Raw genomic sequence first — 26,192 nt, 5'->3', positions numbered from 1 at the left:
TCAACAAGAGGTGATATATTTTTTACTTTATGCAGTCAGGTACGCGAGGTGCGGTTCCAAACAAAAAAGCCGCATATGACATACGGCTTTTGTCGTAGCTATTTTGATTCAGGGAAGACACGTCTAACCGTTTCAGTAAATTCATCGAAGAATCCTGAAATTGGCTCTCCGCTTTTAATACGTTTTCCGTACCCTTGCATACGATCGACAAAGTCTGGATTAGCAGATACATACACGTTGTCGATTTGTTGATCCGTTGATTTGACTTTGTCTGAAATTTTCTTTTTCAGATCGTCCGTCACATCACCGCTTTTATTGCCTTCAAGCACAACGGCTACAAATGCATTTTTTCCAGTGACAAGCACGTTCGCTGTTTTCACTTCAGACATATTCGCTACAAGCTCTGACGCCTTATCTGCCACTTTGACCTTCTGAGGTGTTTGAACATCTGGCTGATCCTGTCTCATGTTGTCATTCTTATATGTGACATTTTCATATTGCCTTTTCATTGTTCCTCTACGCTCATCGCCTTGATTGTTCATTCCACACCCAGCGGTGATTAATGTTGGCACGAGCAGTAAAGATAGCATCCATTTCTTATTCATCAATTATTCCCTCCTTTTGCTCATAGGTTTTTCATCCAGCCGGCTTTTTATGCACACATCCTCTGTTTTCGTAAAATGAATTCATAATTCAGCTGGGTTTGGTCATCCTAAACATGATGAAGAATCATCACGACCAAATGGAGGGATTCGTTTGTTTAAAAAAAGAAAAGGTATGAGCACTGGCGCAATGATCGCAGTATCAACAGCTATCATTGCATTATTCTCCCCAGTTTTACGAAGAAGGCTGAAAAGCATGGCACAAATGAATATGTCTTCAATGATGACAGGCGCAAACCATCAGCACCAAAACTCATCTCGCCATGAGTCCCACTCACATAAAGAATCAAAAGGAACAGGTGAAGTTGGACAAATGATCAAGCAAGCATTCACAGCTGTCCAGCCAAATCAAACAAACCAGCACCAATCACCAACAAGAACCCATCAGCCAAGAGAGTCTTATGCGCAATCTCTTCACATTGATGAAAATGTGATGAATGTGATGGATGATGAATCAATCCAGCAAGTCATCAATGACATCGAGCACAAATAATAAAACAGGAGCCTTCATAAAAAGAGGCTCCTGTTTATTCTCCAGAAAAATGTTCTTTGACCATGAGACAAAAGGAAGGTAAAAATGAGATTTCGATTGTTGTGAGGAAGTCGTCATGATGCTCTAATATCAGCAAAAGCTCCTTTTCTTCCTTCCGATCTTTTTTTATCTCTACATGCTGCACTGTTTTAAAATCATATATGCCTAAAACGGATTCGGTCCTTTTTCGAACGACCTTTAAGGTAAATTCCCGCATAGCAAGCGACATGTCCACAACAAATCGCTCCTCCTGATTCTCGAATCGAAACGTCAAATCTTGATATTCAACCGGCATTTCTTTTTCAAATCCGGCATCTGGCATTTTTTCAAAAAAAGAAAGCCAGTCCGTTTGATCTGGAAAGCGTTTTCCTCGCATTTTCTTCAATTCCTCTTCATTAAAATTTTTATTAATTATCCTTTTTACCCTTTTCTTTTGCAACAAATTTTAGTAATTTTAAAAAGGTGATTCTATTTTGCTAAGAGACCTCTTTATTAATTTAACAATTCTTGTTACTTTCCATTATTTATTTATGCTTGTGTTTAAAGAGAATTTTCTAAAAAAAGAAGATACCTTGCTCAGACAAATATGCAAAGGCATGCTTTCTGGGTTACTCGGTGTCCTTTTAATGTTCTTCTCTATTAAAACAGGACCAGCGATCATCGATTTAAGACATATTCCCCTTATTTTAACGGCCTTTTATGGAGGCATCGTCCAAACAATGATTGCAGCCTTTGTTGTCATCATTGGCCGGTTATTAATTGAAGCCAACATCGCTTCTTCCATCAATATTTTTTCCATGATGTTTATCGCAGCTTCTTCTTTTTTGATTGCAGAGCGTCATATGAATCATGTTGTGAAAATGCTGTTATCCCTTACGATTGGTAATGTGATGGCCACAAGCCTGTTTATCATGGTCGTGCATGAGACATCATTTCAACTGCATTCTACTTATTGGATTTTCTCATATATTGCTGGATTGTTTAACTTTTATGTCATTGAGCATCAAACAAAAGCATATCAGCTGTTAAATTTGTATAAATTCCAAGCTCATTATGACTTTTTAACAGGTGTTTTAAATAAACGGAAGTTCGATGAGGTATTAAGTGATGCTTTTACTAAGAAGTTGAAGCAGCCTATCCATCAAATGTCCCTTATTTACCTAGACATCGATTACTTCAAAACCATTAATGATCAATATGGGCATCATGAGGGAGATATCGTTTTAAAAGAAATTGGTACAAGGCTGATTAAAAACACAAGAAGCTCTGATTATATTGGGCGGATTGGCGGTGAAGAATTCGCTGTCCTTCTACCAAACTGTACAATTGAAAAAACATGGCAGATTGCAGAACGCTTACGAAAAAAAATAGCAGATCAGCCGATTTATTTAAAAAACGGTCTGTCCATTCACACTACAGTATCAATCGGATGTGCTTATTCTCATGGAACTAGTGCAGACATTAAGCAATTACCGATTATAGCTGATCAGGAGCTCTATAAAGCGAAGGAGTCCGGCCGAAATCGAGTGAGCTTTTCAGAGAGAAAAAAAGACCATTTGACATAGGCATTTTCCTCAATTTGTTAGCGCTAATTATTTTTAAAAAAGTTTTCGTATAACAGTTGTTTTTTCCCGCAAACACTGGTAAAGTAAAGGTAATTATTTTTGTTCGTATCATCTTTAAGAAGAAAGTTTTGTAAGAGTTTTCGTCTTTGAAGTTTGTGTAAGAGCAAGAATAGTGAATTTAAGCGTTAAGATCGCTTTAGGAGGAAATTTCATGTTAGAAGGTAAAGTAAAATGGTTCAACTCTGAAAAAGGTTTCGGATTCATCGAAGTAGAAGGTCAAGACGATGTATTCGTTCACTTCTCTGCTATCCAAGGCGAAGGCTTCAAAACTTTAGAAGAAGGTCAATCAGTTTCTTTCGAAATCGTTGAAGGTAACCGTGGACCACAAGCTGCTAACGTTAACAAAGCGTAATTTAAGAGCATCTGCTCTTTTAGCACTTTATAGAGTGAAGGAAAACCGCCCGGCTTCTGCCGGCGGTTTTTTTGTTCCATAAAAAAGAGAACCTGATGAGAGGTTCTCTTTTTTATTTATCCTTCTGCTTTAGCTTCTGCAAAGCAGAACGATACATATCATCATTCATTTTAGTTTCTGGTTCTTCTTCTTTGACAGGTGGTTCTGGCTGTTTAAACTTTTGAAGCGCCTGTCTATAGAAATCGTCGCCAGACGCAGCATCATCTGTTTGAGAAGGCTCTGACGCTTTTTTTTCAACTTCAGGCTCTACAGGTCTCGCCACAGCTTCTGGCTCGCTATGCGGCACGTCAGGCTGATTGGAGACATCTTCTTTGATCTCTTCCTTATCGGCCGATGCGTGTCTGACATTGAACGCTACTAATCCAATAATGACTAGAACAGCAGCTACTAACGCTACAATAATCGTCGCCAAAAGAACCCTCTCCTTATCGCTTAAATGATGCAGTGACTGATGCTACACGTCTTCCTAGTGCTTTTCCAAGTTCAATGCCTTCAGTCGAAATCAATTCATCAGAATCGATCGGACATGTCACACCAGCTCCATAGTAAGAGCCGTATAAAGCATTCTCTGGAACATTTCCAGGAAGGCCGACAACAAGCATTCCTTGGTGGAACATTGGGGTAATCAAATTATGCATTGTCATTTCTAAACCGCCGTGTGTTGTAGCAGTTGTACAGAAAACAGCACCGACTTTATCGATTAGTTTTCCTTCTGCCCATAAGTAGCCAAGACGGTCAATCCATGTCTTTAACCCAGAACTAATGGTACCAAAGTGACCAGGGCAGCCCCAAATGATCGCATCCATTTGATCAAGCTTGCGAATGTCTGCATCTTTCACGTGATCAATGAATACTTCAGCTTGCTCTGTTTCACCTGCGCCTGCTGCAATCGCTTCTGCAAGTGCTTTTGTATGGTCACCTTCACTATCGTATACAACATAAATTTTCATGTACGGTCCCTCCACACTTATCTTGCATCTTGGTTTGCTTCCTTAGGTGCTGGAAGCAATGATATTTCTTGTTTCTCATGCTGCTGTTCTTTTCGCTTTTTATCCTTACGAACATCTCGCAGGAACAAGCTTAGAATGACACCAGCCGCACAGAATAATGTCACCCACATGTAAGCATCATTGATACCCATCACGTTTGAATCGATCTGTGCTTTCGTAAAGAGCTGGGTGGATACATATTTTTGAGCAGCTTCTGCTGTCATGCCCATATGATGCATCACATTCGATACAGCCGCCTGGAATGAATTCATAAAGAGCGGGTCGGCTGTATTTGTTTGATCCGCCATATTGGAATAATGGAATGTCGTCCGATTCGTATAAATCGTTGTGATCAAACTCGTCCCGATGGAACCGCTAATTTGTCTCAATGTATTAGACATCGCTGTACCATGGCTGTTTAAGTGCTGTGGTAATTGGTTCATCCCTGCTGTCATAACTGGCATCATAAGAAGTGACATACCAAATGCACGTACTGCATACATGAGCACAATGTGACTATAAGAAGTATCGATGGTCAGCTTTGTGAACTCATATGTCGTGACAACGGTAATGAGCATCCCCACAATCGCAAGCGGACGAGGTCCAAATTTATCAAACAAGATCCCTGATATCGGGGACATAATGAGCATCGCAAGTGCCCCTGGAAGCATTAATAGCCCAGATTGCAATGCCGTAAACCCAACGAGGTTTTGCAGATAAATCGGAAGTAAGAACATCCCTGTATATAAGGCAACCGTAATAATGATGTTAATAACACTTGATAATGAGAAAATGCTGTATTTAAATACGCGGAAATCAAGCATCGGATTATCAACTTTCAACTGTTGGAAAATAAAGAGAATAATCGCAATCGCACCAATAATAATCGTAGATAAGACGATCGGATCTGTCCAACCATCACTTCCTGCTTCACTCACTCCGTAAAGAAGGGAAGCAAAACCAACGATTGAAAGAATCGCACCAAGACTGTCCAGCTTGATTTTTTTAGGCTCTACAATATTTTTAAACATAAAGAAAGCCGCGATAATGACAATCGCACCGATTGGCACAAGTCCGTAAAACATAATACGCCAAGAATAATGTTCAATAATGTAGCCAGATAATGTTGGTCCTACTGCAGGAGCAAACATCATCGCAAGACCGAAAATCCCCATTCCTTTCCCTCTGTTTTCCGGAGGGAAAATAAAAAGGATTGTTGTCATGACGAGCGGCTGTAAAATACCGCCGCCGACAGCCTGAATCAAACGGCCGATGAGCATGGTTGAAAAGTTTGGCGCAATACCGCAAATAAATGTACCTAGTGTAAATGAGATCATGGCCACTAGGAATAAGCTACGCTGTCCAAAACGTGTGATTAAAAACGCAGACAACGGAATCAGCACACCGTTGACAAGCATGTAGCCTGTTGTCAGCCACTGAATCGTCGTTGCACTCACATTAAATTCTGTCATTAAATGGGGCATAGCTACGTTCAAAAGCGTTTGGTTTAAAATCGCTACGAACAAACCGGCCATTAAAATGATCAGTAAAGACAAGGAGCCTGCTCCCTGTTTTGTCGCTGCAGGTTGATTTGCCATCTCAGACAACCTCCTTTCATTTTTTGATATCAATCATCATTAAGATGAAATTTTGACAGAAGCATTCATACCTGGAAGTACTTTGTCTGATGGATTTTTAATTGAAATTTTCACTGCTACTTTTTGCGTTACTTTTGTATAGTTACCACTTGAATTTGTTGCTGGCAGCATATTGAATGTTGAGTTTGTCGCATAACCAATTTGTTCAACAGTTCCTTCAAATGTTGTATCAGGATCTCCATCTACAACGATGTCGACTTTATCGCCTTTTTCAATGTTTTTAATATCTGTTTCTTTAATATTTGCTGTGATGTAAAGCTTGCTTAAATCGATTGTTTCACCAAGAACTGTACCAGGCTGCACTTGTTGGTTGTTTTGGATTTCTTTTTTGACTAATGTGCCATCAGCCACTGCTTTAATGTTTGTTTTTGTTTGTCCTTCAACTTTTGCAACCGTGCTGTCTTTTTCCACTTCGTCACCTTCGTTGATATCCCAGCCTTTGATTTGTCCAGCTGCTGGTGCTGTGATTTGATACATGTCACCTGTCACTTTAGCCTCATCTGTTTTGACAAAGTTTGTGCTTTCGTAGTAGTAATAAGCACCTCCGGCAATAATGGCAAGAATTACAATAAGGCCAATAATGTTCGTTAGCAATAAACGCCCTCTGTTCATGTTTTGTTTCTCCTTTCATGTATAAAAATATAGTGTCATCTGCTTTAGCAAACTTAGAATGCCCATCATCTGACAGAATATGAAACAAGCTCAACAATCTGTCTTTTTCCCTTGATCTACCCCCGCCCGAAACATGGTGTGCAGCCCATTTATATTTATTGTTCAATTATGAGCAAGGAGCAGAAAAAGAAGAAAAGACGATCGGCATCTTTTTTGAAAAACTTATATTTAACAAGATTAAATATTAATAAATGAAAATTGAAATGTCAAAGAGAAAGTTTTACTTTTTTTCTGGTGATCCCTTCCTTCTCCACACAAAAAACCTTTCAGCCCTTATGCTGAAAGGTTTTTTCAAATGTGCTCGTTATGAATGAACTTCTTCCTGCTGAAAAAATTTTTTTAGTGCGAGAAAAACGTCTGATTTTTGCTTCAGAATATAATGCTTAAATTTCTCATCCTGAATATGCTTGTATGCTGACATTAACGTAGAATGCCGGTTGTATTGATTCACTTCACCATAGCAAAATAAATTGGCTTTTTTCATGATCTCAGAAACAAGTTTCACACACCGGGCGTTATCTGATGTCAAATTGTCACCATCAGAAAAATGAAAAGGATAAATATTATACCGCGACGGCGGGTATCGTTCGTCTATGAGCTCTAGTGCCTTTCGATAGACAGACGAGCAAATGGTCCCCCCGCTCTCCCCCCGAGAGAAGAAATGTTCTTCGTCTACCACCTTCGCCTCTGTATGGTGAGCAATGAATTCAATATCAACTGTCTCATACTTTGTCCGTAAGAAACGTGTCATCCAAAAGAAAAAACTTCTCGCCATATATTTTTCCCAAAGACCCATACTTCCGCTCGTATCCATCATCGCCAAAACGACGGCTTTCGACTCTGGTTTGGTCACTTCATTCCACGTTTTATACTTGATATCCTCCGGGTAGATGGGATAAAAGGAAGGACTCCCTGTCATCGCATTTCGTTTAAATGCCGAGAGCATCGTTCGTTTTTTGTGGATATTTCCTGTTAACCCGGTTTTGCGAATATCGTTAAACTCAATTTGTTCGACAATGATGTCGTCAAGCTCCTTTTGCTTGAGGTTTGGCAGCTCCAGTTCACGAAACAGTGCTTCCTCGAGATCCATTAATGAGACTTCTGCTTCGTAATAATCCTCACCAGCTTGATCTCCAGCGCCCTGCCCCTTTCCTTGACCCTGCTTACTGTCTGAGCCGTCACGCGCAACAACATCGCCCACCTCGCTGTCTCCATCCCCTTGACCCACATGTTTATTTTTGTCGTAGTTATACCGAATTTTATATTCATCTAATGAACGAATCGGAATTTTCACAACATCTTTTCCGTTCGACATGATGATGCTTTCTTCTGTGACAAGATCCGGCAAATTGTTTTTAATCGCCTCTTTGACTTTTTTCTGATGACGCTGCTGGTCGTCATAGCCTTTTCGATGGAGGGACCAGTCTTCCTGAGACACAATAAACTGACTTTTTTCTTGCCGGGACATCCATCCCCCTCCTCACATTTTTGCACAATTCTTCCTTTATCCTATGCTGATCGTCATCCAAGTTGACGATCATTTCTAAAAAAGACATTACCGGTGCTGATGCGCCAATAATGCCTCCTTCATTTATTAACGATTCAGAAGACTGCCTACATATTTTAAAAGTTCATTTGCACTTGTTGAATTATAGCCATGCTCATCAATCAATCTAGCCACTACTTCGTTGACCTTCTTCAGCTGCTGTTCATCCGGTGTCTTCGTCGATGTCGTAATTTTCACCACATCTTTTAGATCGGCAAACAACTTCTTCTGAATGGCCTCTCGCAATCTCTCATGAGAATTATAATCAAAGCGTTTTCCCTTTCTCGCATAAGCCGAAATACGAATCAGAATTTCTTCTCTAAATGCTTTTTTGGCGTTTTCAGAAATGCCAATCTGCTCCTCAATTGAACGCATGAGCTTTTCATCAGGATTCATTTCTTCACCCGTTAACGGATCACGCAGCTTGTTTTTATTGCAATAAGCCTCAACATTATCCAAGTAATTATCCATCAGCGTTTTCGCAGACTCCTCATAGGAATACACAAATGCCTTTTGCACTTCCTTCTTCGCAATATCATCATACTCTTTTCGCGCGACTGAGATGAAATTCAAATAACGTTCCCGGTCCTCGCTGGAGATAGATGGATGCTGATCAAGCCCTTCTTTTAAAGAGCGAAGGACATCCAGTGCATTGATCGATTCCATGTTCTTTCGAATGATGGTAGATGAAATTCGGTTGATTACATAACGCGGGTCAATTCCGCTCATCCCTTCATCATGAAATTCCTTTTTCATCTCATCAATGTCGACTGACTGGAAGCCTTCGACACTTTCTCCGTCATACAGACGCATTTTTTTCACCAAATCAATATCAGAACGCTTCGGCTCTTTCAATCTCGTCAAAATGGAGAACATTGCTGCTACCTTCAGCGTATGCGGGGCAATATGCACATCCGAGACATCACTTTCTGAAATCATTTTATGATAAATGCGTTCTTCTTCTGTGACCTTTAAATTATAAGGAATTGGCATCACAATAATTCTTGAATGCAAAGCCTCATTCTTTTTATTTGAAATAAATGATCGGTACTCGGTTTCATTCGTATGGGCGACGATCAATTCATCTGCACTAATTAAGGCGAATCTTCCTGCCTTAAAATTTCCTTCCTGCGTTAATGACAAGAGGTGCCATAGAAATTTCTCGTCACACTTTAACATCTCCTGAAACTCCATCATCCCTCGGTTTGCTTTATTGAGTTCTCCATCAAAGCGGTACGCACGGGGATCTGACTCTGATCCAAATTCGGCAATGGTTGAAAAATCGATGCTTCCTGTTAAATCGGCAATGTCCTGAGATTTCGGATCAGACGGACTAAAGGTACCAATGCCGGTCCGTTTATCCTCTGAGAAAAAGATCCGCTCGATCCTTACATCCTCAATTCTACCGCCATATTCCTCTTCCAGTCTCATCATGTTCAGAGGCGACAAATTCCCCTGCACACGAATCCCATATTCTCTATAGAAATCCTCCCGCAAATTTTGCGGAATAAGATGAAGCGGATCTTCATGCATAGGGCAGCCTTTGATCGCATAAACTGCGCCATGATCTGTCAGTGAATATTCTTCAAGTCCTCTTTTCAATCTAGTGACAAGCGTCGATTTCCCTCCGCTTACTGGTCCCATCAGTAATAAAATACGCTTCCTGACATCCAGCCGCTTTGCAGCAGGGTGAAAATATTCCTCCACTAATCTTTCGAGTGATTCCTCTAACCCAAACAGCTCCTGATCAAAAAATTTGTAGGTTCTGACCCCATTCTCCTCTTCAATCCCGCTGTCTTTAATCATATGATAAACGCGAGAATGAGCAGATTGAGCGACAAGTGGATTTTCCTTAATAATGTCTAAATAATCGCTGAATGTGCCTTCCCATTTGAGACGCTGCTCTTCTTCTCTGTGCTGTTCGATTTTCTTTAAAATATCCATATGAACCTCCTCTTTCAAGATTGAAGCTAGAAATCAGATACTGTTTTACAATCTATGCGGAGGCGTCCTATTACATGCTTTCGTTCTTCAAAATGACGAATTGGCAAACTGAATTGACAACCATCCGCAAGACCCTTCATAATAAAGGAAAAATAGGAGAAAAATGATTTTCTTCTCCTGCTTTTCAAGGTGAACTTCACATCATATGAAACAGGCAGCGAACGGAACAAAGGGATAAGGGGGAGCTTATATGAGAACGGTCATTATGATGGGCGTCATCATTACGTTTTTAGTATCCATTTTCACTGCTGGCTACGAAGGCAAGCCTGGGAAATGAAAAAAAGGATGTTCCATTTGCGGAACATCCTTTTTTCATTTAGTTCGTTGTTTTCAGCACTTGCATATTCACTGTATTCCCTGACACCTGAACCTTCGTAAAGTCTTGCGTATCGACCACAGGTGTGACGGCACGATTATCTAATGTGATGTCAGTAAAACGAGTAGAGAAGTTCGCACGGATGTCTTTTCGATAAATATCGTCAGTTACTGCTACCGTCGACAGTAGTTTCCACTTAGTCACAGCGCCAATGTTTGAGTTTTGAATTTCTGTAATAATGCGGCCGGTATAGCCAACATTATTTGTACCCCAGAACGTCGCTCTTGTATGCCCATTCAAATTTTTATAAATCGTCATTTGAACAGTACTTCCAGGTTTAAATCCCTTTGTATACGTAAAGTCGTTTTTTCCTTCGATATATGTCTCTTGATTATTTGCTCCTACTTTCATCGTAGGTTTCCACACATTATAGGTTGGACTGTATTGAAGCCCAATATCCGCTTCCTTTGAACCTGTGAATCCAGAATAAATATAAGCTGTACCATTTGACACACTCATTGCGGGAGGGAGCTGAATTTTTGTGACCAATATGGATCCGTTACTATTGATATAAGTACGCCCGCCAATCCCTTTTGATAGCTGCGCTGCTTCTATCTCCTGCGTCTGAGAGAGTCCTGGAATACTGACTGGAATCGTCCCCATTAAAATTGCTGAGCTGATGGCACTAGTGATCAGTAGCTTTTTCATCTCATTACTCCTCCTAATGGATTCATCATTTTTTGAAAACGTCATCACAATCTATCATACTACCTATTTTTTAACATGTCAAAAAAAGTATAATTAAGTCATATTTTTCATCTGTCTGTATCTTATCTCACATAAAAAAGCCGAGATCAGTATCTCGGCTCTTATCATGATCTTATATGAGATCGCGATATTGCTGCTGGCGAAGTGCTTCATATACAAGAATGGCTGCCGTATTCGACAGATTCAGGGAACGAACATGCTCTGTCATCGGTAAACGAAGACAACGATCCATATTCTGTTCAATCAAATCTTTTGGCAATCCACTTGTCTCTCTGCCAAAGACGAAGAAATAGTCTTCATCCAGCTGAGAGTAATCAAATGTCGTATGCGGCTTTTGACCAAATTTTGTGATATAGAAAAATTGCCCCTTCGGATGAGCCTCAAACAATTCATCAAGTGAATCATGATAGACCACATTGGCATATTTCCAATAATCGAGTCCTGCACGCTTCAGCATTTTGTCATCTGTCGAAAAACCAAGCGGACGAATCAGATGAAGGGTTGTATTTGTTGCTGCACATGTACGCGCAATATTTCCAGTATTAGCTGGAATTTCTGGTTGATATAAAACGACATGAAGTCCCAAAAAAGTTCACCTCTAATTTTCTTTTCCGCTCAACATTATACCACTAACTACCTTTCGCGGCATCGTCCAAAATGTGAAAAAACATATATCGAATAGCAGGTGTATAGGCGGTCGAATCCTCGTATGACCAATAACGCATGCGGCAGTCATACGTCTGTGCATTCACAAGAGGCATTCCGCCTTTGTCATGATCAACAACAATGGTTGTATGATTATACCTTCCATCACCTTCAAAATCGTAGCAAATGACATCTCCAATTTGAAGCTCGTGCGCTTCCTTTAGTTTCTTTGCTCTCAAACCCGCTTTCGAATTCGCTAAATAATTTTTCATCGCATGAGCCACCGTCCAGCTATAGCTCCACGTATGCGGACGCACCCACCAGCCAGACCCGCGGTTCGGATATCCTCTTGTTGGCGCATTCCCTGCTTTCAAACATTGTGAAATAAAATTTGTACAGTTATCTTCAAAATTTTTATAGGCTGGATTCCGCTTATTCCAGTATGTCTCCGCATACTGCACGGCTGCCCGCCGGTCATAGTGAAAAGCTCTGCCCAATTGTTCTTCGGTCTGAAAGCGCTCATCCATAAGCTCTTCCCTTTGCCGCTCTTCTAGCATCATCCGATCTTTGACAAGCATGTCGTTATAAAGAAATGCTTCTCTTTTTTCCACCTGTTCCTCTAAATAAAAAGAATCGTCTACATCCTTGCAGACATATGTGAGATGAGCAAGATACTGCACATGCTGAGCACCATCATCTTGAATGGATGAATCGAGAAGTTTTGTTTTTGCTTTCGCCTTCACAATTTCAACCTGTCTTCTAGCAAAAAGCTCTTTTTTCCGCTCTACTGCTTCCACATCAGACATAAGCTGCGGCTGCTTGATTGCACGGTCATTGATTAAATACGCCAGCCTGTCTTCTAAAGTTTTCTCTAATAATTGTTTCACACAGACACCACCAAACATTTTTTAAAATCTCTGTTTGGTTCATTCTATGTTCACAGGGATGCTATTTAGTATTTAAAGGTGTCTGCAGGAGCTCAATCCCTTTCACAATCTCCTCTTTCGCTTCTTCATCACTTTCCCGCTCAAGAGCCTTTTCCAGCTCTGGGAGCTGCTGATCATCGCCAATTTTCCCAATTGCCCAAGCAGCTGTTCCCCGAATGACCGGTCTTGGGTCCTTGTGCATCAGCTCAATTAACACTGGTAAGGCAGATGTATCTTTAAAATGAGTGAGTGCCAAAATTGCATTCCGCTGAATGGGCTTTTTCCCCCGCCATGAACCTGAAACATGACCGTATTTTTCCTTAAACTCACGATTGCTGATCGTCAGAAGCGGCTTTAACAGCGGCTTTGCAATTTCAGGATCCGGTTCCATTTCAGGATGCAGATGAAAATCTTTTCCTTTATTGATCGGGCAGACAGTTTGACACGTATCACACCCGTACAATCGATTTCCTATTTTCGAACGAAATTCGTCAGGTAAAAACCCTTTTGTCTGCGTTAAAAATGAAATGCACCGCTGAGAATTCAGCTGTCCAGGATTCACAAGCGCACCTGTTGGACACGAATCCACACATTTATTGCATGTTCCGCACTGGTCTTCAATTTTCTCATCCGGTTCAAACGGGACATTTGTGATCATTTCAGCCAAATACACATAGGATCCAAACTCTGGCGTGATAATCATACAGTTCTTTGCACTAAAACCAATGCCAGCACGTTCTGCTACAGCACGATCAGACAATTCTCCTGTGTCCACCATTGATTTTGTCCGTATATCAACATGTTTGCTCCGCAAAAATTCTTCGAGCATATCAAGCTTTTTTTTCAGCACGACATGATAATCTGTTCCCCATGAAGCTCGGCAAAAGATCCCCCGTCTCGCATCTTTTGTACTTCGAGGAGCATCTTTCATTTTGGAAGGATACGCGAGCGCTATCGCAACAATTGATTTGGCCTTCGGAAGCAGCAAAGAAGGGTTTGTCCGTTTTTCAATATCAGGCTCTTCAAAGCCTGACAAATACCCTAACGATTCATGTAAGATGAGACGGTCCTTTAATGAATCAAATGTATCGGCACTTGCAAATCGAATTTTATCGACACCAATTTCTTTCGCATATTGAATCAATTCTTCTTTTAATTCTCCAACATGAATCACCTTGCAAACCTCCTTTCTTTGTTTCTTCTGTTGTTTTGAGTATAATACGAGTGTATCATGACCGATTGGAGTGAGTCACTGTGAAGATACATATGGAAATTTCTCATCCTCAAAACCCGTCTATCCATGTTGGACAGATTGAATATTCGCATATTGAAGTTGGTACATCACCCCAAATGTTAAAAGGCCGCTTACGCCTGTTTCAAGAATCTTTATTTTTTGAATATGAAGATAAAGTATTAGAAGAAGTACCAGCCATCAAAGAATGGACGAATCTTTTAAAAGATGTTCCTTTCCTTCCACTTCTTTCTGATATCCAAAAGGAACAATTTATTGACTCGACCAATTCCGTACAGGATTTGTCGATATTTTTCTCACTAAAATATTTCTTACCCATCCTGACATTAGATGCCGATCGCATCAAAGGACCGCTTTCACTGACAAAACATGAGGCTGGTCACATCGAATGGCAGGACGGCGCAGGACTGAATGGATTATTTTCTCAAGCAAGTACAGCACATATTTCTCCAGACACAAAGAACATTCTTCAAATCATCCTTTTCCCTCCATCTATTTCCCGGGAAAAGAGTGAAGCTCTTATTCAATCCTTGACGAAGATGTTTGTACAAATACATGGCGGAGAAAGCAAATATGAACTCATTGAAAAAGCACTGTAGCCTGACAGTGCTTTTTCACATTATACTGACATAATAAAAAACGCAACACTTCGTTTATCTATGAAACGAAATACTGCGTTATAAACAAAATTATGTATTGGAGCGGGTGATGAGAATCGAACTCACGACATCAGCTTGGAAGGCTGAGGTTTTACCACTAAACTACACCCGCATCAATTTTTCAAAAGCAACGTCATCGCGTTGACTTTTATTATGTTACAACTTTCTTAACAATTCGTCAAGAGAATATGAAGATTTTTCGTCAAAAAAATTCATATTCTCCGTATATATTACGATAGTTATTTATCTAGCTGGATATAAAATAAGTATGCATGTGACTTATTTTTCAGCGCTTGCTTTGGATTCTTCTCAATCTCTTCAAATATAGTTGAACCCCCGTCTTTCCCCATCGCCGCTGTATACGCAATCAGAGCCTTTTCTCCAGAAGCAACTTTGACAGTTTCAGGTTGTGCAGAAAATACATAGTCACTTACTTTGAACGGAAAGTTTGATGTCGCTTTCGTCATCCCATCATTCTTTTTATCTGACCAAATACTAAATTGTGATTCATATGTATCTTTCTCATGATGTAATTGAAGAAGTACATTCACCGTTTGGTCGGTTCCATTCTGGTGTAAAGTAAAGGTAGCAGATGATGCTTCCTTATTCACTAATCGGCCATTTTTGTAATGGCTCCCGATAAACGTAATACTCTTGTTCTTCTTCGTTAATCCTTTCAGTGTCAGAGCCACCTTTTCATTAGTCGTTGCTGCTTCTAGTAAGTTTTTTTCTTTTTTTGAGAGTTTCATTTGTTCGATGGATACTTGGTTTTTAGTGGCAGGCTCTGTTTTTATTGTCGAAACCGTCTTTTCGGTTGTCGTCGTTTCTGCAGCCTTCTCGCCACATCCTGCTAATAGAAAAACTGCGAATAAAAGAATGCTCCATTTTTTAAACATTGTGATCCCCTTTGATGTTTTTTATTTCTTATTATACTAAAATTTGGTTTGTCATACAAAAAAAGATTAGGAGAATTCTCCTAATCTTTCGCTCTTTTCTGCTTTATTGCTGATAGGCATGCCACAATGAGAAAACTCGCAGCAAATATCACAATCATATAAATAAAAAAGTTTGGCTTGATCTGAAAAGTAAATGCGGACGAGCCTTCCATCTCAAAAGCGAGACTGTTAAATAATAAAGCATCATTCGTTTTTGATTGAAATAAATGATAGAACAGTACGCCGATTGTCAGCATCGGAAAGCCTAAGAACCCTAAAAAACCACCAACTATTGCGCCTTGTTTCATGGCCTGTACGTTCATGATCGTTGTCCTCCTATTCCACCAAGCAATAGCTGCTTCATAATGGATTTACCATCCCCCATAAACGGAAGAAGATAGAGTAATTGAATAAAATACGAGATTGAAAAAATGAAAAAGCCTGTCGAAACCGGATTTTCTTTTAGAAATAAAATGGTCACTATGATGCCTGCTGCGCCAATCACACCGGGAACGAGCGGTCCAAGCAGCGTGATCCACACCTGCTTTTTCTGAAACGGATCTAATACGGGTCTTACAAACTTCACTGACATCATATCACTCGCAAAAAAGCCTTGAGGACCATCTCGCCCTGCAAATTTTCGATGCGCATAGCCATGTGCCGCCTCATGTAAGGCAGTTCCGGTAATTAACCCGAAATAAATAATCGTAAAATAAATGGCAATGGCTGCAATCGATGGATCAGGAATGAATAAAAAAGCGAGCCCTGCCATGACCATGAAAAGCATCCAGAAAAAGATGATTTTACGCGTCACCATGAGCAAAGCCGTTCCAAAAATGTGAAGGAACGAGTGACCAGTACAATCAAATCGTTCCTTCATTTTGACTTGATACTGCTTGAAAAATTGACAGCAGGCTGTCACAATCCGATACGGTGAATGATAATGAATGGACAGCAAGTGATGCTGATTCAATCCCGTCATCAGCTGATAAAAGTCACGAGCAATCACCGACTCATCGACCTGAAATAAATCGGCGAGCTCTGCTGTAATACTCGCTTCTGTCCTTTTACCGTCCACTTTCGTTAACATATGATAGGCACTTTCATTGATCGGGAGTGTGCTTCCATACTGCGTATCCGTAAGATGCCTCTTTTGTAAGGTCACATACGGAGCTAGTTCCGGTACCCGCTCAATCTTTAGTTTATTGTTAAGAAGTTGAATCATGTGAATACCTCCATGAAAAACCTTTGTATATGGCAAAGATGAGCAGACCCTCAAATGCAGCGACAAGCAGCCATTGAAGCGTTTGACTCGATGCCCCTATGACATAGTTTCCAATAAAAACAATCGGAATCATGAGTAAAATAAGCGCTCCAAATGAAAATATGCCTGTGTAGGGATTGTTTCGATCAAGAGGAAGTAAAATACCTACTACATAAAAGAGCGCAGTGGCATTGCATAAGACAGCGGCACCAATCAACGCGTGCCAAATTTGATCAGGAAGCGTCAGCGTTGTCAGCATGAATAAAACAATTTGCAGTACACCAACAAGCAGAAGGCCGATAAACTTATACAAAGCCACTTCCCATGATCTCAGGCCAAATGTTTTATACATCCCCAGCATTCGTTTATCATTGCCAAACGAATTGAAGGCTGTTAATCCAGCAAGAGCACATAGAACAAAAAACGCTTCTTGTTCAAAGCGGAATCCAAATTGATAACGAACGAATAAGATCACAATGAGAAGAATAAGAAAGTTTAAAATGTTTTCTTCATTCCGTACCTGTGACTTCATTTCCTTCACAATAAGTGACCACTTTTTTGAAGAAGAGAATGGCAGCTTGTGTAAAAAGGTTAACGCTTTTTTCTCTGCCATAATCGGCATCATCGCAAGAGAAAGAAATGCGCCGCCTGCCGATAAAAGGATGAACAGAATCAAGATGGCATAATTCACCCCTTCAGGAGACATTCCTTGTGCCGCTAAGAAAAACGGTGCTGTAAAATACATCAAATGATAATCAAACTGTAGATATGATTGCTGAATTTGGCTAATATCAAAATGCGTCAATCCATACGCAACAACGAGTGCCAATAAAACAAATATCGCTGCAAATTTTTGCAACGGTAATTTTAATTTCAAAACGAGTAAATAAGTGATATTGTAAATAAACTGCAGGAGCATTAAGACAAAGAGCGACTGCAAAAGCACCATCAAAAAGAAAGTAAAGATAAAGAAAACACCTATTCCCTGGGCAATAAAATTAGGTAAAAGCAGAATACCAATAAAAAATAAAACAAGTCCTGTCACCACTGTCACCATCGGAATGAAGTATCCAAAACTTTTCTGAAAGGTAGAGAGCGGAAACCAGCTGAGCTGCATAGAAAACCGGTCTTGTTCAGGTGTTCTGACCTTGATCAAAACGAATAACAAGCTTGTAAAAATAGAGGTATTGATTGCCATTGAGACAACGAGTAATCCAAGGGAACGTTCATCTCCATTTAAAAAAGCCTTCATAAAGACACCTGTAAAGCTGTATCCGATAATGGCTCCCATTGTGACAGCAAACAAAAAGAATAAGACCACAATGATCCGCTTCGTTTGAGTATCAAATAGCTTATACATTTCCTGCTGCCACATTTTAAGCATCATTTTAGAAATGATTAATGATTTCATCAAAATGTGCACCCCTATCACTTAACATTGAAGCTTTCAGAAACACCTGTTCCAGTGTGCTTGATTGATACTTCTCCTTTAAGGCTGAGACTGTCCCTTCATCCATTTTATTTCCCTTAGAAATAATGGCGATTTTCTGGCACAGTTCTTCCGCTGAAAGCATATCATGCGTTGAAAGCAAGATCGCACCATGATGCTCGGCATACCGCTTCATCAGTTTCTTTGTGTTTATAACCGCTTCAATATCAAGTCCTCTAAAGGGCTCATCCATGATCACCAATTGACTATCAAGCATAAAGGCAGCAATCAGCTGTGTCTTTTTTTTCATCCCATGTGAATAGGTTTCGATCGGTCTTGATAAAGCCGAGTCCATATCAAACAGTTCAATTAGTTGATTTCTTCTGTGAATTGTTTTACATTCATACATAGAAGAAACAAACTCTAAATATTCAGCACCAGTCAATGCTTCAGGGAGCAGCAGGTCATCTGGAACATAGGCTACTTGTTTTTTAAAGGATGGTTCATCATTAGTGACGCCCTGCAAATGAATTTTTCCTTCTGTATGCTTAATGATGCCAAGTATACAGTTAATCATCGTTGTTTTACCCGAACCATTCGGTCCAGCAACAGCAACGATTTGATGAGGGTTGATCTTTAAATGAAAATCATTGACAGCAGTCACGTTATTTTTATACGTCTTGGTTAAATTCTCGATCGTAAACATATAACCTCCAAGTGTCTGCATATTCTTTAAAAACAGATCAGGCTAAACCGCCCGCCACAGACGGTTTAGCCCTGGTGTCTTATCTAAGAAGTAAAAAGATGAATCCTAAGTATAGCTACTTACATTCAATTTGGACTTTTAAGCCACTTTCCCACTGAACGGCTCCTGTAAAGCTACCCTTGCCGTTTGCGATACACCAAACTGCTGCTCCTAGAACGACTGTTGCTCCCAATCCAAGAAGGACAGCAACAAATACTAAGAACCAAGCTTGGTCCATAATAGCAGGTTCCATAGTGGAATAGTCAACTTGCGGCGCTGCATAAGTCATACTTTTCACCTCCCAGCTTATGATGATCGTATCATAGGCGTCACACGCCAAACATCTACAGAACATCCCATTTTTGACCGAACATACATTTGATTAAAATGTGACTTTTTATTCAATTATTCACTTTCATCTGTTTAAACCCTCTCTTATTTACTAGATTTTAACACCTCTTAAGAACCACAAAACCCATTTAATGTCATTTGCACCATCTTTTTTCTTCTCTTTTTCAAATAGTCCATATTTATCATCTATCATTTTTATTCTTTCTTTTTTGTGAGATAGAAAGAATTCCCCCGATATATCAGATATAAAAGTCCTGATTATATGTCGCAATAACATCAATTATGAAATATTTACTGATCATTCCGATAAAAGAGTGAGTATATTTTCCTTCTTCTCTTGACTCTGAAAATATGTATATACAAGAAAATCGATTGGGAAAAAAGCCCTTACCTTGTTCAGCAGTACACAACATATGACTCGCTCCTATTCTATGAAAAAAGGCAAAGCAGCCATCGCAGACTGCTTTGCTTTTTCATATTTATGAGGAACTAGCAGCAGAGGCTGCATCTGGAAAATGATTGTTCCCAATGATTTCACCAGCTGGCACAGAGAGTCCTGTATCCCCCGACCTCTTAAATGGAAGGAGCGGGAAAACAAGCTCTGCTAAATAATAAGCTTCTTCTAGGTGCGGGTAGCCAGAAAATATAAATGTATCAATGCCTAGAGACTTGTATTCTATGATACGATCTGCTACTGTTTGCGGATCTCCGACGAGTGCTGTTCCTGCACCGCCGCGTACTAAGCCAATGCCTGCCCAAAGATTTGGGCTAATTTCAAGTTTGTCTTTCCTCCCTTGATGCAATTCCACCATCCGTCTTTGACCTACTGAGTCCATCCCCTGTAAAACTTTTTGCGCCTCCTCAATTGTTTTCTGATCTAAATGACGAATCAGATGTTCCGCTGCCTGCCATGCCTCCTCTTCGATATCTCGCACGATCACATGAAGACGAATGCCAAACTTCACCGTTCTTCCTTCCTTTTCAGCCTGTTTCTTCACTTGTTCAATTTTCTCTTTTACTTGTGCAGGCGGTTCGCCCCAAGTTAAATAGACATCTGTATGCTTGGCGGCCGCTTGAATTCCTGCTGATGATGATCCGCCAAAAAAGACTGGTGGATGGGGGGTTTGAGCTGGCGGGAATAGCAGCCGGCCATTTTCCGCTTGTAGATGTTTGCCATGAAATTGTACATTTTCTCCTTTCAATAACCGCTTCCAAATCGTCAAAAATTCTTCTGTTGCCTCATAGCGTTCATCATGAGAAATAAATAACCCATCTCCTTCAAGCTCCTCTTTACTTCCCCCTGCTACCACATTAATCAGCAGCCTTCCACCTGAAAGACGATCTAATGTAGACGTCATTCTAGCAGCAACAGACGGCTGCATAAGCCCTGGTCTAAGAGCCACGAGAAACTTTAAATGAGTGGTTTCAGCAGCTAAAGCAGCTGCCGTCAGCCATGGATCTTCACATGATCTCCCAGTCGGCAGCAAGACCCCTGTATAACCAAGCTGATCAGCTGCTTGAGCAATCTGTTTAAAATATGGATAGTCTGCCTGTCTTGCCCCTTTTGCTGAACCTAAATAACGGCCGTCTCCATGTGTTGGAATAAACCATAAAATATTCATGACATCGCCCCCTGTTATTATTCACCTTGATAACTAGTGCGCCACTTGAGCAGACGCTTTTCTAACAGACGTACAAATGAATCTGTCAGCTTACCTACTACTGCAAAGATGATAATTCCGACAAACACTTTATCCGTTTGAGAGAATTGCCTTGCATCCATAATCATATAGCCGACGCCGCTGCTTGAACCCATTAACTCAGCTACCACTAAACCTAGCCAAGCAATTCCTAATGACAGCCTCACGCCCAGAAGAATATGCGGAAGAGCAGCCGGTAAAATCAGCTTTGTGATGCTTTGATACAGATTAAACTCTAAGGCGCGAGCCACATCAAACAGCTTATTATCTACACTGCGAATACCAAGAAAAGTATTAATATAAATCGGAAAAAAAGCCCCAAGTGCAATCAATAAAATTTTCGCCGTTTCATCAAAGCCAAACCAGAGGATGAATAAAGGGGTGACCGCTAAATGAGGAACGGTTCTCAGCATTTGCAAGGTCGGATCTACATACTGCTCTGTTTTTTTAGAAAACCCTACGCATACGCCCAGCATAAGACCTAAGCCTCCCCCAAGTAAAAATCCACATATTGCTCGATAAAGACTGATGTAAAGATGGCCAAACAGCTCACCAGAACGTATCAACTCTCGAAAGGATTCAGCAATCAAAACGGGCGAAGGCAATACAGTGGAAGAAACAATTTGAGAACCAGCTATAATCTGCCAAACCGCAATAAGTAGAACAGGTAATACCAGTCCCTTTAACTTATATAAAGAAGAAGCTTTTCTCCTTTTTCTCCTTTTTCTCTTTGACCGCTCAATTTTAGATGCTAAAGCCGGGTTCGAAATAGCTTTCATTCATCCATCTCCTCTTTCAGCATTTTTTCAATAAACGAATTATCTACAACCTGATTGACATCAATTTTCCGCTGGATCGCCTTTGTTTTATATTGAAAATCAGCGGTATGCTGCTGAGCATTGATGATCTTCTTCGAAATGGGCTTATTGAGTGGTTCCGTATTGTTTAATACTTGTGTGACGATCTTCTTATCTAAATTTTTTAAACGCGCATATAGAGTAACAGCCTCTTCTGGATGTGATTTCTGCCACTTCACCGCATGGTCATATACCTTTAAAGATTTCACCACTAGTTCAGGATGCTGATCAGCAAACTGAGTGCGAACAAGTGTGAAACCTGGAGAATATAAATCAGTCGCTTCCCCATTCACCAGCAGCTTTGCTCCTTTCTTGATCGTTTCAAGTGATAAGAACGGCTCCCAGATCGACCAAGCATCAACGGACCCATTTTCAAATGCTGATATCGCTTCATCTGGCTGAAGCTGAATGATCTGAACATCCTTCGCAGATAAACCTGCCTGATCTAATACTTTGTATAAAAAGTCAAAGCCACTGCTCCCTTTAGCGACAGCGATTTTTTTCCCTTTTAAGTCTTCTACTTTTTGAATCTTACTGTTCTTATTCACTAAAATACCGTTCGCTTTCAGCCCATCCTGAGATAAACCAATTTCCTTAAAATTAATACCTGCTGCCTGACCTGCTATGACAGGTGAGTTTCCAACTTGCGAGAAATCTAATTGATTTGCAGCAAGTCCTTCAAATTGGGGAGGACCACTTTGAAACTCCACCCACTTTACCTTCACTCCTTCTTTTTCAAATGATTGTTCAAACCACCCTTTTTCCTTTGCTAAAAGCAGCGGGCTCAAACTTTGCTGAATCCCAATCCGAATTTCTTTCACCTTGTTTTCCGAGCCGTCTGCTGCTTGACCACACCCTGCTAAAACAAGAAGAAGACTCAAAAAAATCACGATCATTTGTATCTTTTTCATGTGATTTCCCCTCCCTAAATCCCTGATCCATCAGTTAGTAACAATTCATCTGTTTTCTCAAATTCTGAAAGCACCTTTTGTCTTAAATGTTGAAAAGAGGTTGATGTTCTATCACGCGGAAAAGGCAGATTCACAGGAAGAATTTTATGGATTCGGCCAGGTCTCGCTTGTAAGAGCACAATTTCATTTCCTAAATAAATCGATTCATCAATATCATGAGTAACGAGCATCATCGTTGTTTTTTTCTCCTGCCAAATATCCAGCAGCACATCCTGCAAGTGTTTTCGTGTGAATGCATCCAGCGCACCAAATGGTTCATCAAGCAATAAGATCTCCGGATCACGAAGGAGTGCTCTCGCAATGGCAACCCGTTGCGACATTCCTCCTGAAAGCTCATGTGGATAGGCATGTTCAAATCCTTTTAATCGAACAATTTCAATCAATTCATCCACTTTGCGGCGTACATCCTGTTGTTTTAAATTGAAATTGGCCGCTATGTTTTCTTCGACTGACAGCCATGGAAACAGGCGGTGTTCCTGAAAGATAAAGCCCTGTTTCATTCCTGGTTTTGTGACCCGTCTCTCTCCTATCAAAATTTGTCCATCATACGATGTGTCGAGCCCGCCTATGATTTTTAGCAATGTACTTTTTCCGCATCCACTCGGACCTATCACTGTTACAAATTCACCTGGAATCATGCTCAATTTCAAGTCTTCAAGAACCCGAATGGACTGTTTGTCTTTCCAAAAGGATTTATCCGCAATATCAATTGAAATCGTCATTGAAACCCTCCACTCCTCTTGCCATCAGATAAATACACAGAAAGGCCCTTATCCCCAAAAAAGAGATAAGAGCCTTCGTGTTGTCCGATCAGCTAATCATATTGATTTGTTAGCACCATCCTAAATCATATTAATCCCATAAATCAACTCAAATTTATAAAATAGTTATTTTGTCCTTGTATGCTTTTCATCAATCCGATCGTAAATCGCTTCTATTCGTTCCTTGCTGCTGTAAATCTCATATTTGTTCCGCTCAATTAAGATGTCTAGTGTGATATCCATATGTTTTCTGTATTTTTTTCGTTTTTTCTTTTTTTCCATCTTCATCATCCTTTCTCATTCAAATAAAAAAAGGCTCTTCACTCATGCTTGAGTGATAGAGCCTTCGGTTGTCCGATCAGCCATTCTTGTTCGCGTTTTCAGTATGCTCATGTTAATACATACTATTCCTACCTGTCAACTATATTTATTGTTTTTTCAGATTTATCTAAAAAATGATTGACCGAGCAGTGAACAAGATTTATAGTCTTATTAAATATTTCTTATCAAAACAGTTGGTTTTATCTAACAAAAGGAGGATACACACATGTCAGAAGAACGTCCATTTCGTTTAGAAACAAAAGCCATTCACGCAGGTCAGGAGCTTGATTCAGCGACCTATTCAAGAGCCGTGCCTATTTACCAAACAAGCTCCTTTGGTTTTAGAGATAGTGAGCATGCCGCGAATTTATTCGGTCTTCAGGAACCGGGAAATATTTATTCACGTATTATGAACCCGACAAATGACGTATTTGAAAAGCGTATCGCAGAGCTTGAAGGTGGGATTGGTGCACTTGCTGTTTCTTCTGGGCAAGCAGCGACGACTTATTCTATTTTAAACATTGCAGGAGCCGGGGATGAAATCGTATCCTCAAGCAGTCTTTATGGAGGCACCTACAATTTATTTGCCCATACACTCAAAAAACTCGGAATTACAGTAAAATTCGTCGACTCATCCAACCTTGAAGAACTTGAAGCAGCGATCACAGACAAAACAAAGGCAGTGTATGCAGAGAGCATTGGGAATCCAAAAGGCGACATTTTACATATTGAAGCCATCTCAGCCATTGCACACAAGCATCATATCCCGCTTATTGTGGACAATACGCTCGCCAGCCCTTATTTATTAAGACCTATTGAGTTCGGTGCAGACATTGTCGTCCATTCAGCGACAAAATTTATTGGCGGTCATGGTACATCAATTGGCGGTGTCATCGTTGATAGCGGCCGATTCCCTTGGGCTGACAGCGATAAGTTCAAAGGGCTGACTGAACCAGATCCAAGTTATCACGGTCTGACATATACAGAAGCGATTGGAGAAGCGGCTTATATCACAAAAGCACGAGTACAGCTCTTACGTGATTTAGGGGCAGCTCTGTCGCCATTCAACTCATTTTTACTTCTGCAAGGCTTAGAAACATTACACCTTCGTCTTGAGCGGCATAGTGAAAATGCGTTGAAAACAGCACAGTTCTTACAGGATCATCCTCTTGTCGATTGGGTAAGCTATCCGGGCCTTGAAAGTCACGAATCCTATGAACTTGCTCAAACCTATTTACCAAAAGGACAAGGCGCAATCCTCACATTCGGTATCAAAGGTGGACGCGAAGCAGGTAAAAAGCTCATTGATTCTGTGAAACTTTTCTCCCATCTCGCAAACGTGGGTGATTCTAAATCTCTCATCATTCATCCTGCCAGCACAACGCATCAACAATTAAGCGAGGCAGAACAAAAAGCGACAGGTGTCACACCAGAGCTCATTCGTTTATCCGTTGGAACAGAAGCGATTGAAGATATTCTTGCAGATCTTGAACAGGCGATTACAAAAAGTCAGTCTGAATGACATAGAAAAAAGCACACGGCTGTGTGCTTTTTTCTTGTTTATTAATGATTGAGTAAGCGAATGTCTTGGAAAGGATAAAATACAAATGAGGTAGTTCCTTGAATATCACGCTTTGTAAAAAGACCTAAGCCGTTGCGGCTGTCCATTGAATTTTGGCGATTGTCCCCCATGACAAAGTACTTTCCTTTTGGAACAGTCAGAGGGCCAAAATCAGGTGTCAGCAAAGTACCATCTGCCGCTGCTTTCTTTTTGTTTGACGCTAAGTAAGGCTCTGCCACTTTTTTCCCATTAACATATAGTTGATCATTTTTCATTTCAATTTTATCACCAGGTAAACCAATCAATCGTTTGACATAATGAGTGCTGCGGTCTTCCCCATCAAGAACAATGATCTGTCCCCGTTTATAATCACCGAAATAATCAACCGTTTTATTCACAAACACCCGCTCTGTATCATGCAATGTCGGATACATAGAAGATCCTTTGACAATGTAAGGCGCGAATAAAAAGTTCCGAATGATAAAAACAGCAATAAATGCGATTAAGATGGCTTTGATCCAGCCCCATAATTCTGATTTCTTTTTTTGTGTTTTTGTATTTGTTGTCATAAGCTCCTCCTGAATTCCCCAAGGACGAAATGTGTGTCACCAGCTGCCAGCCGGCATCACAC

General features: G+C 40.4%; 29 protein-coding genes and 1 tRNA gene. 5 read left to right on the top strand and 25 right to left on the bottom strand.

What is annotated here, in order from left to right; genetic code table 11:
- Positions 1–98: 98 nt before the first annotated feature.
- Positions 99–605, bottom strand: a complete 507-nt coding sequence (locus tag MHI46_RS04685) for a YhcN/YlaJ family sporulation lipoprotein (protein ID WP_034282294.1) — start codon at positions 603–605, stop codon at positions 99–101.
- A 151-nt stretch (positions 606–756) separates the two neighbouring features.
- On the opposite strand from MHI46_RS04685, the gene MHI46_RS04680 reads away from it, so the two are divergent.
- The gene (locus MHI46_RS04680) at positions 757–1,155 is read left to right on the top strand and encodes a hypothetical protein (RefSeq protein WP_039177410.1); all 399 of its coding nucleotides are present in this window, start codon (positions 757–759) and stop codon (positions 1,153–1,155) included.
- A gap of 34 nt (positions 1,156–1,189) precedes the next feature.
- On the opposite strand, the gene MHI46_RS04675 is transcribed toward MHI46_RS04680, so the two are convergent.
- Complete coding sequence (locus MHI46_RS04675; RefSeq protein WP_260775602.1) at positions 1,190–1,570, bottom strand: hypothetical protein; 381 nt, start codon at positions 1,568–1,570, stop codon at positions 1,190–1,192.
- Positions 1,571–1,667: 97 nt separating this feature from the next.
- On the opposite strand from MHI46_RS04675, the gene MHI46_RS04670 reads away from it, so the two are divergent.
- Both MHI46_RS04670 and cspB read left to right on the top strand, forming a co-directional pair.
- Positions 1,668–2,759 carry a diguanylate cyclase gene (locus tag MHI46_RS04670; RefSeq protein ID WP_260775600.1) on the top strand — a complete coding sequence of 364 codons (1,092 nt, stop codon included), beginning with the start codon at positions 1,668–1,670 and terminating at the stop codon, positions 2,757–2,759.
- A 211-nt stretch (positions 2,760–2,970) separates the two neighbouring features.
- The gene (gene cspB, locus MHI46_RS04665) at positions 2,971–3,171 is read left to right on the top strand and encodes a cold shock-like protein CspB (protein WP_008349061.1); all 201 of its coding nucleotides are present in this window, start codon (positions 2,971–2,973) and stop codon (positions 3,169–3,171) included.
- A 112-nt stretch (positions 3,172–3,283) separates the two neighbouring features.
- On the opposite strand, the gene MHI46_RS04660 is transcribed toward cspB, so the two are convergent.
- The 10 genes from MHI46_RS04660 to queG all read right to left on the bottom strand — a co-directional run bounded on the left by MHI46_RS04660 (position 3,284) and on the right by queG (position 13,926).
- Positions 3,284–3,643, bottom strand: a complete 360-nt coding sequence (locus tag MHI46_RS04660) for a hypothetical protein (protein WP_039177402.1) — start codon at positions 3,641–3,643, stop codon at positions 3,284–3,286.
- A gap of 13 nt (positions 3,644–3,656) precedes the next feature.
- The gene (locus MHI46_RS04655; protein ID WP_024425322.1) at positions 3,657–4,181 is read right to left on the bottom strand and encodes a flavodoxin family protein; all 525 of its coding nucleotides are present in this window, start codon (positions 4,179–4,181) and stop codon (positions 3,657–3,659) included.
- 17 nt (positions 4,182–4,198) lie between these two features.
- Positions 4,199–5,818, bottom strand: a complete 1,620-nt coding sequence (locus MHI46_RS04650) for a DHA2 family efflux MFS transporter permease subunit (RefSeq protein ID WP_106025342.1) — start codon at positions 5,816–5,818, stop codon at positions 4,199–4,201.
- A gap of 39 nt (positions 5,819–5,857) precedes the next feature.
- Positions 5,858–6,490: an HlyD family efflux transporter periplasmic adaptor subunit gene (locus MHI46_RS04645; protein WP_039177397.1), complete on the bottom strand. Its 633-nt coding sequence runs from the start codon at positions 6,488–6,490 to the stop codon at positions 5,858–5,860.
- 364 nt (positions 6,491–6,854) lie between these two features.
- Positions 6,855–8,018: a sporulation protein YhbH gene (gene yhbH, locus MHI46_RS04640; protein WP_034282299.1), complete on the bottom strand. Its 1,164-nt coding sequence runs from the start codon at positions 8,016–8,018 to the stop codon at positions 6,855–6,857.
- A gap of 126 nt (positions 8,019–8,144) precedes the next feature.
- Positions 8,145–10,040 (bottom strand): PrkA family serine protein kinase, encoded by a 1,896-nt coding sequence (locus MHI46_RS04635; protein WP_107163795.1) that lies wholly within the window; start codon positions 10,038–10,040, stop codon positions 8,145–8,147.
- 376 nt (positions 10,041–10,416) lie between these two features.
- Entirely contained in the window at positions 10,417–11,124 is a 708-nt protein-coding gene (locus MHI46_RS04630) for a YrpD family protein (RefSeq protein ID WP_039177393.1), read from the bottom strand.
- Between the two features lie 172 nt (positions 11,125–11,296).
- On the bottom strand, positions 11,297–11,770 hold the full coding sequence (gene trmL / locus MHI46_RS04625; protein WP_034282301.1) for a tRNA (uridine(34)/cytosine(34)/5-carboxymethylaminomethyluridine(34)-2'-O)-methyltransferase TrmL: 474 nt from the start codon (positions 11,768–11,770) through the stop codon (positions 11,297–11,299).
- Between the two features lie 43 nt (positions 11,771–11,813).
- Positions 11,814–12,716 carry an amidase domain-containing protein gene (locus MHI46_RS04620; protein ID WP_260775586.1) on the bottom strand — a complete coding sequence of 301 codons (903 nt, stop codon included), beginning with the start codon at positions 12,714–12,716 and terminating at the stop codon, positions 11,814–11,816.
- Positions 12,717–12,777: 61 nt separating this feature from the next.
- Positions 12,778–13,926 carry a tRNA epoxyqueuosine(34) reductase QueG gene (queG, locus tag MHI46_RS04615; RefSeq protein ID WP_260776074.1) on the bottom strand — a complete coding sequence of 383 codons (1,149 nt, stop codon included), beginning with the start codon at positions 13,924–13,926 and terminating at the stop codon, positions 12,778–12,780.
- Between the two features lie 83 nt (positions 13,927–14,009).
- Here queG and MHI46_RS04610 point away from each other — a divergent pair, with 83 nt between their 5' ends.
- Entirely contained in the window at positions 14,010–14,606 is a 597-nt protein-coding gene (locus MHI46_RS04610) for a hypothetical protein (RefSeq protein ID WP_260775584.1), read from the top strand.
- A gap of 98 nt (positions 14,607–14,704) precedes the next feature.
- On the opposite strand, the gene MHI46_RS04605 is transcribed toward MHI46_RS04610, so the two are convergent.
- The 12 genes from MHI46_RS04605 to MHI46_RS04550 all read right to left on the bottom strand — a co-directional run bounded on the left by MHI46_RS04605 (position 14,705) and on the right by MHI46_RS04550 (position 23,961).
- Positions 14,705–14,778 (bottom strand) — tRNA-Gly (locus MHI46_RS04605).
- A 127-nt stretch (positions 14,779–14,905) separates the two neighbouring features.
- The gene (locus MHI46_RS04600) at positions 14,906–15,562 is read right to left on the bottom strand and encodes a hypothetical protein (RefSeq protein WP_251181181.1); all 657 of its coding nucleotides are present in this window, start codon (positions 15,560–15,562) and stop codon (positions 14,906–14,908) included.
- An 80-nt stretch (positions 15,563–15,642) separates the two neighbouring features.
- Positions 15,643–15,924: a hypothetical protein gene (locus tag MHI46_RS04595; protein WP_039177382.1), complete on the bottom strand. Its 282-nt coding sequence runs from the start codon at positions 15,922–15,924 to the stop codon at positions 15,643–15,645.
- Positions 15,921–16,826 (bottom strand): PqqD family protein, encoded by a 906-nt coding sequence (locus tag MHI46_RS04590; RefSeq protein WP_260775575.1) that lies wholly within the window; start codon positions 16,824–16,826, stop codon positions 15,921–15,923. The genes MHI46_RS04595 and MHI46_RS04590 overlap by 4 nt, the downstream gene beginning before the upstream one ends.
- The gene (locus MHI46_RS04585) at positions 16,810–18,276 is read right to left on the bottom strand and encodes a hypothetical protein (protein ID WP_260775573.1); all 1,467 of its coding nucleotides are present in this window, start codon (positions 18,274–18,276) and stop codon (positions 16,810–16,812) included. Before MHI46_RS04585 ends, MHI46_RS04590 begins: the two co-directional genes overlap by 17 nt.
- Positions 18,254–19,000 carry an ABC transporter ATP-binding protein gene (locus tag MHI46_RS04580; RefSeq protein WP_058838756.1) on the bottom strand — a complete coding sequence of 249 codons (747 nt, stop codon included), beginning with the start codon at positions 18,998–19,000 and terminating at the stop codon, positions 18,254–18,256. Before MHI46_RS04580 ends, MHI46_RS04585 begins: the two co-directional genes overlap by 23 nt.
- Before the next feature lie 115 nt (positions 19,001–19,115).
- Positions 19,116–19,328: a hypothetical protein gene (locus MHI46_RS04575; RefSeq protein ID WP_012009371.1), complete on the bottom strand. Its 213-nt coding sequence runs from the start codon at positions 19,326–19,328 to the stop codon at positions 19,116–19,118.
- A gap of 541 nt (positions 19,329–19,869) precedes the next feature.
- The gene (ssuD, locus tag MHI46_RS04570) at positions 19,870–21,012 is read right to left on the bottom strand and encodes an FMNH2-dependent alkanesulfonate monooxygenase (protein ID WP_260775569.1); all 1,143 of its coding nucleotides are present in this window, start codon (positions 21,010–21,012) and stop codon (positions 19,870–19,872) included.
- A gap of 17 nt (positions 21,013–21,029) precedes the next feature.
- Entirely contained in the window at positions 21,030–21,869 is an 840-nt protein-coding gene (locus tag MHI46_RS04565) for an ABC transporter permease (protein ID WP_251181183.1), read from the bottom strand.
- Entirely contained in the window at positions 21,866–22,858 is a 993-nt protein-coding gene (locus MHI46_RS04560; protein ID WP_342503138.1) for an aliphatic sulfonate ABC transporter substrate-binding protein, read from the bottom strand. The genes MHI46_RS04565 and MHI46_RS04560 overlap by 4 nt, the downstream gene beginning before the upstream one ends.
- 14 nt (positions 22,859–22,872) lie before the next feature.
- A complete protein-coding gene (locus tag MHI46_RS04555; RefSeq protein ID WP_260775564.1) occupies positions 22,873–23,640 on the bottom strand; it encodes an ABC transporter ATP-binding protein in 768 nt (255 codons plus the stop codon).
- A 165-nt stretch (positions 23,641–23,805) separates the two neighbouring features.
- Positions 23,806–23,961 (bottom strand): FbpB family small basic protein, encoded by a 156-nt coding sequence (locus MHI46_RS04550; RefSeq protein ID WP_039177358.1) that lies wholly within the window; start codon positions 23,959–23,961, stop codon positions 23,806–23,808.
- Positions 23,962–24,226: 265 nt separating this feature from the next.
- Here MHI46_RS04550 and MHI46_RS04545 point away from each other — a divergent pair, with 265 nt between their 5' ends.
- Entirely contained in the window at positions 24,227–25,522 is a 1,296-nt protein-coding gene (locus MHI46_RS04545) for a homocysteine synthase (RefSeq protein ID WP_095408047.1), read from the top strand.
- 41 nt (positions 25,523–25,563) lie between these two features.
- Here the strand turns inward: MHI46_RS04545 and lepB are convergent, their stop codons facing one another.
- Positions 25,564–26,130, bottom strand: coding sequence for a signal peptidase I (gene lepB / locus MHI46_RS04540; protein ID WP_024425343.1), 567 nt, complete (start codon positions 26,128–26,130; stop codon positions 25,564–25,566).
- Positions 26,131–26,192: the final 62 nt, after the last annotated feature.

Origin of the sequence: Bacillus sp. FSL K6-1000, assembly GCF_038630785.1 — a bacterium.
Lineage (GTDB): Bacteria > Bacillota > Bacilli > Bacillales > Bacillaceae > Bacillus > Bacillus safensis.
The sequence above is the reverse complement of the archived record's forward strand: the minus strand, read 5'-3'. Positions and strand labels throughout refer to the sequence as shown.